Annotated in this window: 12 protein-coding genes; 3 read left to right on the top strand and 9 right to left on the bottom strand. The window is 66.7% G+C overall.

Annotation, left to right across the window (positions count from 1 at the left end; translation table 11 throughout):
* Position 1: 1 nt before the first annotated feature.
* Genes mnmG through ABWP22_RS01690 form a run of 3 tightly spaced genes read right to left on the bottom strand, consistent with a single transcriptional unit; the run spans position 2 to position 3,546 of the window.
* On the bottom strand, positions 2 to 1,843 hold the full coding sequence (gene mnmG, locus ABWP22_RS01700) for a tRNA uridine-5-carboxymethylaminomethyl(34) synthesis enzyme MnmG (RefSeq protein ID WP_353198192.1): 1,842 nt from the start codon (positions 1,841 to 1,843) through the stop codon (positions 2 to 4).
* A gap of 49 nt (positions 1,844 to 1,892) precedes the next feature.
* Entirely contained in the window at positions 1,893 to 3,197 is a 1,305-nt protein-coding gene (gene mnmE / locus ABWP22_RS01695; protein WP_353198191.1) for a tRNA uridine-5-carboxymethylaminomethyl(34) synthesis GTPase MnmE, read from the bottom strand.
* A gap of 10 nt (positions 3,198 to 3,207) precedes the next feature.
* Positions 3,208 to 3,546: a DUF6489 family protein gene (locus tag ABWP22_RS01690; protein WP_353198190.1), complete on the bottom strand. Its 339-nt coding sequence runs from the start codon at positions 3,544 to 3,546 to the stop codon at positions 3,208 to 3,210.
* A 63-nt stretch (positions 3,547 to 3,609) separates the two neighbouring features.
* Here ABWP22_RS01690 and ABWP22_RS01685 point away from each other — a divergent pair, with 63 nt between their 5' ends.
* A complete protein-coding gene (locus ABWP22_RS01685) occupies positions 3,610 to 4,578 on the top strand; it encodes a quinone oxidoreductase family protein (protein ID WP_353198418.1) in 969 nt (322 codons plus the stop codon).
* Positions 4,579 to 4,629: 51 nt separating this feature from the next.
* On the opposite strand, the gene ABWP22_RS01680 is transcribed toward ABWP22_RS01685, so the two are convergent.
* The 4 genes from ABWP22_RS01680 to ABWP22_RS01665 form a co-directional block, all read right to left on the bottom strand.
* On the bottom strand, positions 4,630 to 5,271 hold the full coding sequence (locus tag ABWP22_RS01680) for a YjbE family putative metal transport protein (RefSeq protein WP_353198417.1): 642 nt from the start codon (positions 5,269 to 5,271) through the stop codon (positions 4,630 to 4,632).
* 43 nt (positions 5,272 to 5,314) lie between these two features.
* Positions 5,315 to 6,730 (bottom strand): M20/M25/M40 family metallo-hydrolase, encoded by a 1,416-nt coding sequence (locus tag ABWP22_RS01675; RefSeq protein ID WP_353198189.1) that lies wholly within the window; start codon positions 6,728 to 6,730, stop codon positions 5,315 to 5,317.
* Between the two features lie 11 nt (positions 6,731 to 6,741).
* Positions 6,742 to 8,166: a M20/M25/M40 family metallo-hydrolase gene (locus ABWP22_RS01670; protein ID WP_353198188.1), complete on the bottom strand. Its 1,425-nt coding sequence runs from the start codon at positions 8,164 to 8,166 to the stop codon at positions 6,742 to 6,744.
* A gap of 76 nt (positions 8,167 to 8,242) precedes the next feature.
* Entirely contained in the window at positions 8,243 to 9,130 is an 888-nt protein-coding gene (locus tag ABWP22_RS01665) for a LysR family transcriptional regulator (RefSeq protein ID WP_353198187.1), read from the bottom strand.
* Between the two features lie 91 nt (positions 9,131 to 9,221).
* On the opposite strand from ABWP22_RS01665, the gene ABWP22_RS01660 reads away from it, so the two are divergent.
* Together ABWP22_RS01660 and ABWP22_RS01655 are read left to right on the top strand one after the other, a co-directional pair.
* Positions 9,222 to 10,166, top strand: coding sequence for a sterol desaturase family protein (locus ABWP22_RS01660; RefSeq protein ID WP_353198186.1), 945 nt, complete (start codon positions 9,222 to 9,224; stop codon positions 10,164 to 10,166).
* Positions 10,163 to 10,729, top strand: coding sequence for a hypothetical protein (locus ABWP22_RS01655; RefSeq protein WP_353198185.1), 567 nt, complete (start codon positions 10,163 to 10,165; stop codon positions 10,727 to 10,729). The genes ABWP22_RS01660 and ABWP22_RS01655 overlap by 4 nt, the downstream gene beginning before the upstream one ends.
* An 18-nt stretch (positions 10,730 to 10,747) precedes the next feature.
* On the opposite strand, the gene ABWP22_RS01650 is transcribed toward ABWP22_RS01655, so the two are convergent.
* Together ABWP22_RS01650 and ABWP22_RS01645 are read right to left on the bottom strand one after the other, a co-directional pair.
* Complete coding sequence (locus ABWP22_RS01650; protein WP_353198184.1) at positions 10,748 to 11,410, bottom strand: class I SAM-dependent methyltransferase; 663 nt, start codon at positions 11,408 to 11,410, stop codon at positions 10,748 to 10,750.
* Positions 11,407 to 12,612: a BtaA family protein gene (locus ABWP22_RS01645; RefSeq protein ID WP_353198183.1), complete on the bottom strand. Its 1,206-nt coding sequence runs from the start codon at positions 12,610 to 12,612 to the stop codon at positions 11,407 to 11,409. The genes ABWP22_RS01650 and ABWP22_RS01645 overlap by 4 nt, the downstream gene beginning before the upstream one ends.
* Positions 12,613 to 12,672 lie beyond the last annotated feature (60 nt).

Below are 12,672 nucleotides of genomic sequence, written 5' to 3'. Positions count from 1 at the left end.
GTCAAGCGGCTCGGCGCGTGGCGAGCGGCAACAGCGCAATCAGCGCGGCGGGCGTGATGCCGGGCACGCGGCTGGCGGCCCCAATGGTGAGCGGGCGGGCGCGGGTGAGGCGCTCGACCATCTCGTGCGACAGGCCAGGCACGCCGGCGTAATCGAGCGACGCCGGCAGCAACAGGCCTTCATCGCGGCGCAGCGCGGCCACGTCGGCATCCTGGCGGGCCACATAGGCGGCATAGTTGGCATCGACGGCGAGGCTGGCAAGCAGGTCGTCGGGCAGGGCGGCCAGTTGTGGCCAGACGCGGCGGGCCGCATCATGCGTGACGGCCGGGAAGCGCAGCCAATCGAACAGGCTGCGCGTCTGGCCATCCTGGCGCACATCGATGCCGTGGCTCGCCAGTTGGTGGGGGGTTGCGGACAGTGAATCGAGCAGGGCGCGCGCGGTATCGCGCGCGCTGGCCTGGGCCTCGAAACGCTGCGCCTGATCGCCGGGGATAAGGCCCAGGGTCTGGCCGTGGGGAGTCAGGCGTTGATCGGCATTGTCGGCGCGCAACCGCAGGCGATATTCGGCGCGGCTGGTGAACATGCGATAGGGTTCGGCGACGCCGTGCGTGGTCAGATCGTCGATCATCACGCCGATATAGGCCATGGTGCGATCGATGCGCAGCTCCGGCAGGTCCAGTGCCTGGGCCGCGGCGTTGGCGCCGGCGATCAGGCCCTGCGCGGCTGCCTCTTCATAACCGGTGGTGCCGTTGATCTGGCCGGCGAGGAACAGGCCGGGGATATCCTTGCAGGCCAGCCCCGGCGTCAGCGCCCGCGGATCGACATGATCATATTCGATGGCATAGCCCGGCCGCAGGATGCGCACCCGTTCAAGCCCCGTTATCGTGGCAATGAAGGCCTGCTGCACGCCGAGCGGCAGTGAGGTCGACAGGCCATTGGGATAGATGGTGATGTCGTCATAGCCTTCCGGTTCCAGGAAGATCTGGTGGCCATCGCGGTCGCCGAAGCGCACCACCTTGTCTTCGATGGAGGGGCAGTAGCGCGGGCCGACCGAATCGATATGGCCGCCATAGAGCGCCGATTCCCCCAGATGGTCGCGGATGATCTGGTGGGTGCGGGCATTGGTGCGGGTGATTGCGCAGGGCAGCGGCGGACGGGGGTTGGCGGTACCGCTCTGGCTGAAGCGGGGGTGATCCGTATCGCCATGCTGCCATTCCAGCGCCGCCCAATCGATGCTGCGGCCATCGAGGCGCGCCGGCGTGCCGGTCTTCAGCCGACTGACCGGCAGGCCCATGGCGCGCAGTGCGGCGCCGAGATCGGAGGCTTCCGCACCGACGCGACCACCGGCTTCACGCTGGCTGCCGATGTGCATCACACCGCCGAGGAAGGTGCCAGTGGTGAGCACGACGGTTGGCGCGTCGAGGCGGCCTTGCGCGGTCTCCACGCCGGTGACGCGGCCGCTGTCGATGATCAGCGATTGCACGGCGGTCGCGACAACCTGCAAAGCGGGATGCTCGGCGAGCACCCGCGCCATGGCATTGCGATAGAGTTTGCGGTCAACCTGCGCGCGCGGGCCATGCACGGCGGGACCCTTGGAGCGGTTGAGCAGCCGCGATTGCAGGCGTGCCGCATCCGTTACGCGGCCCATGATGCCACCCAGCGCATCGATCTCGGTCACCAGATGGCCCTTGCCGATGCCACCGACAGCGGGATTGCAACTGAGCGTGCCGGGATCGTCGCTGCGCAGCGTTACCAGCGCCACACGCGCGCCGCGCCGTGCCGCAGCGGCTGCGGCCTCGCACCCGGCATGGCCGGCGCCGACGATGATGACGTCGTAATCCATGCCGCGGCTTTAGCGTGTCGGCGGCGATTGTTCCACGTGAAACATCCCCTCACTTGCCGATGCAGAAGCGGCTGAAGATACGGTCCAGCACATCGTCCACCGCGACCCGCCCGGCGATGCGGCCGAAGGCGTGGGCGGCAGCGCGCAGGGCTTCGGCGCGCAGGACAGGCTCGGCGGCGTCGGCGGCGTCGCGCAGGGCGGCTTCAGCGGCGGTGAAGGCGGCGCGGTGGCGGGCGTGGGAGAGGAGGGCGGGCTCGCCGGGACGGATGGTGCTGTGGGCCCAGTCGCTCAACCAGTCGCGCAATTCAGCCAATCCTTCGCCTGTCGCGGCAGAAACGGCCAGCACGTCGCCGGGCAGGCCAGGGGGCAGGCCGAGGTCGGCCTTGTTGAGTAACAGCAGGCGCTTGGGCTGCACTTCGGGCCACGCGGGCGCATCGGCGCTGGCCACGGCGATCACCAGATCAGCATCGGCGGCGCGGCGGCGGGCACGGGCGATGCCTTCGGCCTCCACCGGGTCATCGGTGTCGCGCAGGCCGGCGGTATCGATCAGCACGGCGGCCACGCCGCCCAGATCGATGGGAACCTCGATGGCATCGCGGGTGGTGCCGGCGATGGCCGTGACGATCGACACGTCGCGCATCGCCAAAGCATTGACCAGACTTGATTTTCCGACATTCGGCGCCCCGGTGACCGCGATGGCAAGGCCGTGACGGATGCGCGCGGCGCGGGCGGAATCGGCGATCAGGCGCGCGAGATCGCCGGCCATGGCCAGCAGCTCCTTGCGCGCGGCCTCGTCCAGCCGCTCGGCGACATCGTCCTCCTCTTCGGCAAAATCCAGCCCGGCTTCTGCCTGCGCCAGCACATCCAGGCAGCGGCCGCGCCAATCCTCTGCCAATCGTCCCAACGCGCCGCCGGCCAGCGCCAGCGCCTGATCGCGCTGGCTGGCGGTTTCGGCGGCAACCAGATCGGCAAGGCCTTCCACCTGGGCCAGATCCATGCGGCCATTCGCAAAGGCGCGGCGCGTATAGTCACCGGGTTCGGCCAGGCGCACGTCGGGCAGCGCGGTGACGGCGGCGAGCACACCGCTGATCACGGCCGGGCCGCCGTGCAGGTGCAGTTCGGCGAGATCCTCCCCGCTGGCGCTGTTCGGGCCCGGAAACGTCACCACCAGCGCCGAATCGAGCCACGCGCCGCTGGCCGGGTCGGTCAGTCGGCACAGGCTCATCCGGCGCGGCGGTGGCAGCCGCCCCGCCAGCGCACGCACCACGGCAAAGGCCGCGGGGCCGGAGATGCGGATGACCGCCAGCGCGGCCGGTGGGCGGCCGCTGGCCAGCGCCGCGATCGTATCGGTCATGGCGGAAGGTTCAGGCTTTGGGTGGTTTGGTGGGGCTGCCCATGGCGCCGCCGTTCAGGCCGGCCATGAACAATTTCTGCCATTGTTCATAGCTGCCGGCGATGCCCGGCGCCCAGGTGCGCATCAGTTTCTCCCAATCGGCGGGATTGATACCGTCGGTCATCGTGGCCTTCATGCGATCAAGATAGACATCGTGCAGCGGCTGCAGATCGGGCAAGCCGAAAAAGGCGCGGGCCTCTTGCGGAGTGCACTCGATGTCGAAGCTGATCTTCATGCGCGCTTTGCCTCTTGCCGGGAAACCGCTAGTGTAGCGGTTTGGCAGCGACATCGGCAAGGCGCTGCGCTTCATTGTGTGTTGCAAGTGAAATCAGATGCTTACCGCGCAGCACGGGTGCAGCATGAAGAGGGCGAAATGATGAAGGCGATCCGGATCTCGGCCACAGGTGGCCCCGACGTGATGCAGTGGCAGGACATCAGCCTGGCCGAACCAGGGCCGGGCGAGGTGCGTATCCGCCACACCGCCATCGGCCTGAATTTCATCGACACCTATCACCGGTCCGGCCTCTATCCGCTCAGCTTCCCATCGGGCCTGGGGCTGGAAGCCGCCGGCGTGATCGAGGCGGTTGGGGAAGGCGTGACGCTGCCGGTGGGCGCGCGCGTCGGTTATTGCTGGGGGCCGATCGGCGCCTATGCCACGCACCGCAACATCGCAGCCGCCATGCTGGTGCCCTTGCCCGACGGGGTGAGCGACGAGGTGGCTGCGGCTGGCCTGCTCAAGGGCTGTACCACCGAATTTCTGGTAGAACGCTGTGCGCGGGTGCAGGCCGGCGATTGGGCGCTGGTGCCGGCGGCGGCCGGTGGCGTGGGCCTGTTGCTGGTGCAATGGCTGAAATCGGTCGGTGCGACGGTGATCGCCGTGGCCGGCAGCGCCGAGAAACTGGCGCTGGCGGCGGCCAATGGCGCTGACCATGGCGTGCTGGACAGTGATGATGTGGCGGGGGCTGTGCGCAGCCTGACCGGCGGGCGCGGTGTTGACGTGGTGTTCGATGGCGTTGGCAAGGCCAGTTGGGAACCGTCGCTGGACAGTTTGAAACGCCGCGGGTTGATGGTCAGCTTCGGCAATGCGTCGGGTCCGGTGTCGGGCGTCGATCTGGGCATATTGGCGCGCAAGGGATCGCTGTTTGCGACGCGGCCGACCTTGTTCGATTATTATGCCACGCCCGATGACCGCGCGACCCATGCCGGCCGGGTGCTGGCGATGATGGCGTCGGGCGCGCTGAAACTCGCGGTGAATCAACATTATGCGCTGGCTGATGTGGCAAGGGCGCACGAAGATCTGGCGGCGCGGCGCACGACCGGATCGACGGTGCTGCTGCCATAAGGCTGGCGTGCGCGCCCCTCTCGACCTCTCCCCGGCGGGGAGAGGTCAGATTCACATGCCCATGATCGGCGCGACTTCGTTGAAGCCTTCCCAGATCATCTTGCCGGCGACATAGACGATGACCGCCAGGCCGACATAGGCGATCCAGCGATAGCGCTCGATATATTGCGCGATGAAATTGGCGGCGACGCCCATCAGCGCGACCGACAGAATCAGGCCGGCAATCAGGATATCGGGATGTTCGCGCGCCGCGCCGGCCACGGCGAGCACATTGTCCAGGCTCATCGAGACATCCGCGATCGCCACCGACCAGGCCGCAGCGGCGAAGCTTTTGGCCGGGGCCGGTGCATTGCTGGCGGCATAATCCTCATTGCTGCCCGGCGCGTCGATCATGGCGGTGCGCGGGTGGAGTTCGCGCCACATGCGCCAGGCGACCCACAGCAGCAGCAACCCGCCGGCAAGGATCAGGCCGACGATCTGCAGCAATTGCGTGACCAGCAGCGCGAAGACGATGCGCAGCACCAGCGCGGCGATGATGCCGATCAGGATCACCTTCTTGCGCTGCGCCGCGGGCAGGCCGGCCGCGAGCGCGCCGACGACGATGGCGTTGTCGCCGGCCAGCACCAGATCGATCAGCACGACCTGGCCGAACGCCGCCAGTGCTTCTGGCGAAAGGAGATGCGCAATATCCATGGGCTGCATGTAGGGCGTCAGGCCGATTGATGCGAGTCCCGCATCATGGGTTTGCCAGGGCGATCACCAGATCGGAAAGATAGTCGCGGCCCTTCAGCACGCTTGTCACCCGGATGCGTTCGTTGAGGCCGTGGACGCCGTTGCCATCGGGATCGATGAACATGCCGGGCGCGCCATAGACCGGCACGCCGATGGGCGTGATGTAAATGGCATCGGTGGCACCGGTGGACATCATCGCCAGCAGCGGCACGCCGGGGAAATGCTTGGCGGCAAGGCTCTGCATCGGGCCGATGATCGCCGGGTTCATCGGCGTGGGCTTGGCGACCGGGCGGATCGGCAGCTTCAGGCTGATGCTCATCTTCGGATTGCCGATGATGGCGGCCAGATCGGCCTTCAGCACATTCGGATCGGTGCCGGGGAACATGCGGCAGTTCACATTGGTGCGCGCGCGCTGCGCCAGGGCGTTTTCGGCATGGCCGGCCTCGATCAAGGTGGCGACGCAGGTGGTGCGCAGCACGCTGTGGTTGGTCGGGTCCTGCGAAACAATGGCGTTGGCTTCGGCATCATTGGGGTTGGCCAGCAGGCGGGTGATCGCCGGGCCGATCGGTGCCGGCATCATGCGGGCGAGGGCGGAGAAATAGGCGCGGGTGGTATCGGTATATTGCACCGGGAATTCATGGGTGTTCACCGCCACGATGGCCCGCGCCAGATCGGTGATGGCGTTGTCGGGGCGGGGCACACTGCTGTGGCCGCCGGGGTTGGTTGCCTGGATCCAGAAATTCTGCACGGTCTTTTCGCCGACCTGCACGGCCAGGCCCTGCGGCTTGCCATCGGCACCGTACCGGCCGCCGCCGCCTTCGTTCAGCGCGAAGGCCGCGCTGATCAGATCGGGGCGATTCTTCGCCAGCCAATCGGCGCCGTTGAAGGCATAGGTGGTTTCCTCGCCGCAGGTCAGCGCCAGTTTGATGGTGCGCTTCTGCGGCTTGCCGGCGGCCTTCAGGCGGATCAGCAGATCGGCCCACACGGCGGCTTGCGCTTTATCGTCCAGCGTGCCGCGGCCATAGAAATAGCCATCTTCCTCAATCAGTTGAAAGGGGCTGCGCGTCCAATCTTCCGGCTTTGCCGCCACGACATCCAGGTGGCCGAGCAGCAGCATCGGCTGCGCCTTTTTGTCGGTGCCGTTCAGGTGAACGACGATGCCGCCTTCCTTGGGAAATAAAGGCACCGAGAATTGCGTGATCTCGGCATTGGTGAAGCCGGCGGCGCGGAAGCGGACGGCGAGCTTGTCAGCGGCGGCGGTGCAACTGCCGGTGGTCAGGCTGGTGTCGGTTTCCACCATCTCCTTGTACAGCGCACGGAAGGCGGCTTCGCCCGGTTGCGGTGTCACCGGCTGGGCGGCAGCGGGAATGGCGGCGGGAACGGCAGCCAGCAGGGCCGCAGCGAACAGGGTCTTGCGCACGGGGAAAATCCTTACTTGCTGGCGTAGGCGACGATCAGGTCGAAGAGATAATCGCGTTCATCGAGCACGCCCTTCACCGAAATCCGCTCGTTGAGGCCGTGGACGCCATTGCCATCGGGCATGCCGAACCGACCGGGCATGCCATAGGTGGCGATGCCGGCGGCGTTCAGAAAGCGGCCGTCGGTGGCGCCGGTGCTCATCGTCGGGATGATGGCGATGCCGGGGAAATGCTTGCTCGCCAGCGCGACGGCGGGGCCATAGACTTGGGGGCTGAGCGGCGGCGGCGGCGCGGCCTTGTCGGGATTCTCGGAGGCGCGCGGGGTGACCGTGATGGTCGCGTCGCCCAGCCGCTCGGCGATCTGGCCGCGCACCTTTTCAACGCTTTCGCCGGGGAACATGCGGCAGTTCACATTGGCCTGCGCGCGCTGCGGCAGCGCGTTCCTCGCGTGGCCGGCGTCGAGCATGGTCGCGACGCAGCTGGTGCGCAGCGTGGAGTGCCAGCCGGGATCGCGCGAGACGGTGGCATCGGCGGCGGCATCGCCCGGATTGGCCAGCAGGGTGCGGATGGCGACGGCATTGTCCGGCGTGGTCAGCCCGGCCATGGCGGTGAAATAGGCGCGGGTCGTGTCGGACAGGATGATCGGGAAATCATTTTTCGACAGGCGCACCAGCCCGGCGGCCAGTTCATAAATGGCATTGTCCGGGCGCGGCCGGCTGCTGTGGCCGCCGGGGTTGCGGGTTTCCAGCACGAAATCCTGATAGACTTTCTCGCCGGCCTGGAAGGCCAGGCTGATCGGCTTGCCGGTCTCGTCGGCCTTGCCGCCGCCGCCTTCGTTCAGGGCGAATTCCGCCTCGATCCAGTCGCGGTGATTTGCCACCAGCCATTGCGCGCCATTGAACGGTCCGCCTTCCTCGCCGCAGGTCAGCGCGAGTTTCAGCGTGCGTTTCTGGGGCTTGCCGGCCTGTTTCAGGCGGATCATCGCATCGGTGAAGATGGTGGCGTGCGCCTTGTCGTCCGAAACGCCGCGGCCATAGAAAAAGCCGCCGTCCTCGATGAAGGCAAACGGGTCACGCTCCCAATCGGCGCGCTTGGCCTCCACCACGTCGAGGTGCGAGAGCAGCAGGATCGCCTTCGCCTTCGGGTCCTTGCCCGGCAACGTCGCGACCAGGCCGCCATCCTGCGGGCGATCCGTGGGCCCATTGAACAATCTGATGTCCGCATCGGCGTAACCGGCGGCCTTCAGGCGCACCGCGATCTTCTGCGCCAGCGCCGTGCAACTGCCGGTGGAAACGGTGGTGTTGGTCTCCACCAGCTCCTTGTACAGCGCGCGGAAGGCGGGCTCCCCGGGCCGCGCGATGGGCGCCTGCGCGGCGGCTGGAACGGCGTTCGAAAACATGGCGCTGGCGGCCAGCAGGCCGGCGAATATGTGACGCATGATGATCCCCTGTTTGCGCGCATCAAAGCGGGCGGCGTGCGCGATGGCAAGGGGCAAAGGGCGGTGAAGTGGCACGTCACGCCCAGTCATTTGTGTTCAGCATCTGGATGAAATCGCTCGCCGCCGCATCGGGCAGTTGTGCCAGCGTCATGGCGGCAAGCGAAAACGGGGCGATCCCGGGTATATCGAAGGACACCAGCCCGCCTTCGGCACAGGCCTTCAGCGCGGCGGAGCGCGGTGCCATCGTCACCACGACTCCGTGCCGCGCCAGCTCCAGACAGGCGCGCTGGCTCGAGAGGCGAAAGCGCGGGAACCCGGCGCGCAACAGCGCCTCGCGACGTTCGGGGGCAAGGTTGGCGGCAAAGCCGGGATCGAGCCCCGCAATGGCCCAATCATGTTGCAGCAGGGCATCGGGCGCGCGGGATTCCGCTGCCGGATGCGTTGGCGCGCACAGGAGATGGTAGGGCTCCTCGATCACCGGCTGGATCTTCAGGTCGCGCCGTGCGGCAAAGGCCGCGAACGAATCCTTGTGGTACAGCAGCAACTGCGCCCGGTGTTGCTGCAACCGCTGCACGGCCATGTCGGGCGGCAGATATTCGACGTCCACCCCGATGTCGCGGCGCAGCTTTGCAAAGGCGAGAAGCGCTGTGGGGATGAAACTGTCGATGATGGCCGGGCCGCACACGATCGAAAGCCGGCGCCCCGCCGCCAGCACGCGCGCCTTGCCCTCGTCTGCATGCGTGAGCAGTTCGGGCGCAATTTCGATCAGGCGCCGGCCGGCTGCCGTCGGCACGATCGATCGCGTCGTGCGTTCGAACAGGCGGACGCTCCACAGATCTTCCAGCGTCCGGATGCTCTTGGTCATGGCCGAGTGCGTCATGCCGAGTTCGTCGGCCGCCCTGGAAAAGCTGCCGAGCCTGGCGACGGCTTCAAAACGGCGGATCAGGACCAGATCGAATGACATGTTCCATTTGGTATAGAATAAGGCGAAATAACTCAATTGTTCTCCGCAATCTCGTTGCCCTATCACGGCGATGGGGTTCGGGGAGTTTCAAATGGCTGCGGAAGATTTCATCCGTTCCAACATCGTCATGTTTTCAGCCTTTGCCTTTCTGGCGCTGATTGCGATCGAACAGGTCGCGATCCGGCTGTTCCGGCAGAGGGGCAAAACCCCGCTCAAGGACAGCGCGATGAGCATCGCGCTGGGCTATCTGAGCGAACCGGCGAATGCGGCCACCGCGTTCATCACATTGGGCGCGCTTGCCGCGGTGGAGCCCTACAGCTTCGCGACGATCCCGGTGACCTGGGGGACCTTCATCCTCTGCTTCGTGCTGGATGATCTGCGATTCTACGTCCACCACCGGCTCGCCCACCGGGTGCGCTGGGTGTGGGCGATGCATGTCGTCCACCATTCCAGCGAGAATTATAATCTGCCGATTGCCTTGCGCCAATCATGGACCAAGCATTTCACCGGCACGATGATGCTGAAGATCCCGCTGGTGCTGGTGGGGTTTGATCCCGTCATGGTCACATTCTGCGGCGTGCTGAATGCGACCTACCAGTTCTTCCTGCACACCGAGACCATCGACAGGATGCCGCGCTGGTATGAAGCGATCTTCAACACGCCATCCCACCACCGTGTTCATCATGGCAATAATCCGCGCTATCTCGACGCGAATTATGCCGGCACGCTGATCATCTGGGACAGGTTGTTCGGGACGTTCGAGCCCGAGTGCGCCGCTGACCCGCCGGTCTATGGCCTGGTCAAGCAGTTGAACACGCTGAACCCGGTGAAACTGCTGACGCATGAATATGTCGGCATCGCCCGTGACGCCAGCCAGCGTGGTTTGCGCTGGTGGCAAAGGCTGGCCTATGTGTTCGCGCCGCCGGGCTGGAGCCATGATGGCTCACGCGAAACGACGCTGTCCATCCGCACGGCGGCGGGCTTCGCACCCGACGCCCGCCGCAATCGGGCTGCCCGCATCGTGCCGGCCGAATGACCGCGTTGTTGCCGCAGCACTTCGCGTTGAGCGAGGCCGTGGTTGCGGCAGCCGGGACTTTTGCCATCGCGCGTGCAGCGCGGGTCAGCCCCTGGTTCGCGGCGGGGCTGGCACCCTTTGCGCTTGCGGCGCTGGTCGGCACGATCCGGATCAGCGCCGGCCTGACCGGCCCGATCGAGGATATCCACCAATTTCTGTCCCGGTCTGGCGCGCTGTTCGGTCTGGGGTGTCTGGTGGGCGCTCTGGCTGTCAGACATCCCGTGCTGCCGCCGCTGCTTGGCGGTGCGGCCTTTGCATTGGCCGTTGTGGTGCCAGGCGCCTTGACGCCGTTGTTTGCGGGCCTGATCCTGCTGGGCGCTGCAATGGCCTATCGCGCGAACCCTGGCAGAGCGAAGCTTGCGGCTGCCAGCTTCGTCGTCCTTCTGGTGGGCCGACTGGCAACCGATCCGCTGCGGGCGGCGCATCCGGCCCTTGCCTGGCACCTGTTCCACCTCGCCGTGGCGATCTGGCTGTTGCTGTTGGCCCTTTATCTCGTTCCGGGCCTGCCACGCGCCAAAGCGTGAGGAGCGGGCTCCCCGCGTTCAGCGGGGGCGGCGGAGTTGGGCCGTCCAGGCATAGCCGGCGCGGGTGGCGTGCCAATCACTGGCCAGGCCGCGAGCGGCCGCCAGCCCTGCCACGGCGTCGGCGAGGTCGGCGCGGGGGGTGACGTCGAACTTGGCCAGCCAGGCGAACAGCGCCTTGCGGAAGGCGGCAGGCAGGCGTTCCTGCTGGCCGAAATCGACGAGATCGAGGCGCCCGCCGGGGGCCAGGGCAGCGGTGGCTTGCGCCAGTGCGGCGCGCCAGTCGGGGATCATGGAGAGTGTGTAAGACAGGAAGACGCGGTCGAAGCCGGTGCCGCCCGACAGCGCTGCGCCATCGAAGGCGGTGGCGTCGCCTTGCAGCAGGGTGATGCGATCCGCCAACCCGGCGCGGGCAACGTTGGCGCGGGCGGTGGCCAGCATTTCCAATGAGATATCGATGCCGGTGAAGCGCGCGGCCGGAAAGCGGCGGGCGGCGGCGATCAGGTTGCGCCCGGTGCCGCAGCCGACTTCCAAGACATTGCAGCCCGGCCCGGCATCCAGCCCGGCGATGAGATCATCGCGGCCGAGCAGATAATATTTGCGGGTGAGATCGTAAAAATGGCGCTGGTTGCGGTAGATGCGGTCCATCGCTGCGCCGTGGGTCACGGCATTGGCGGCGCTCATGCGGCAGCGAGCGTGTAGAGATGGACCCCGCCATAGATGGACGAGCGGTCGGCGCGGGTCAAGCGCAGCGAATCCTCCACCGCATAATCCCAGCGCGCCAGCAGTTCGTCCGGCAAGCGGCCGGGCAGCAGGCTCGGCTGCGCGGCGGTGCGGAACAGCACGCGGGCGCCCGGGCGGGCGGTGCGGGTGATCTCGCTCCACAGCGCGGTCAATTGCGCGTCGGTCATCCAGTCCTGCGCGTCGAGCAGCACATAGCGGTCGCAACTGGCGGCGGGCTGGGTGGCCAAGAAATCGACATAGTTGATATGGCGATAATCGACCCGATCCGCGCGCGCGGCGACGGCGGCGTGATGCGCGGCCTGCAGATAGGGCGGCAGTGGCGCGTGGGCGTGCTTGCCATAACCGCGGCCAAAGGCCTGCCAGGCGAAATAATTGTCGGACACGGCAAAATCGCACGACAATTTTTCCAGCCGGGCGCGCAGCACGCTGGCCATGTCGGGCGCATCGCCGAGCAGGGCCTGATATTGCGCCGGCGGGATGCCCAGGCCGAACAGCGACGCCGGATTGCTGGTCAGCCAGCGCACGAATTTCTTGTCGAACAGCGGCGCGAACTCGGTTTCGAAAATTTCGCGCTGCTCTGCCATGGTCTTCGCCGCCAGCATCCGCCGCGTATCGATGCCATAGGCGCGCGCCAGCCACTGCCCGGTGATGATGAAGCTGCCGAGCAGGCCACGCCGGTAGAAGTTCCGGGCAAAGCCGTTGATGCGCTTGCGGCCCAGCGGATCGCGCCCTTCCCAATAATCGCGGCTGACCGCATCGAGATGCGGCGCGACATGCGCCGTGTAGGCGGCGATATTGGCCGGGCTGTCGGCGTCAGCGAAAAAGCGGTGGAAACTCGCCTGGTCGGGCAGATGCTGCGCGGCGGCCAGCTTCAACTTGCCGAGCGCGACATGCGCGGTGTTGAGATCGACCGCGGTGATCCGCGCCGGATCGGCGGTGAGATAAGAGAGGACATTGCAACCGCCGCTGGCGATGGTGACCAGATGCATCCCCGGCCCCAGTTGCAGCGCCGCCAGATCGACCACCGGGTCTTCCCAGATCTGCGCATAGACCAGGCCGCGAAAGGCAAAGGTGAAGGCGCGTTCCAGCACCCCCTGCTTGCTGAACTCCTCATGCCGATGCACGGCCTCGCGCACGGCCATGTGACGGGCTTTGGCAAGCGCAACTTCCATATCCGTGCGTCCCCAGCGGTTTTGACGCCT

It is taken from the genome of Sandarakinorhabdus sp., assembly GCF_040398665.1.
In the GTDB taxonomy this organism is placed as follows: Bacteria; Pseudomonadota; Alphaproteobacteria; order Sphingomonadales; family Sphingomonadaceae; genus Sandarakinorhabdus.
Note: the sequence above shows the minus strand (reverse complement) of the source record. Positions and strands in the feature narration are given on the sequence as shown.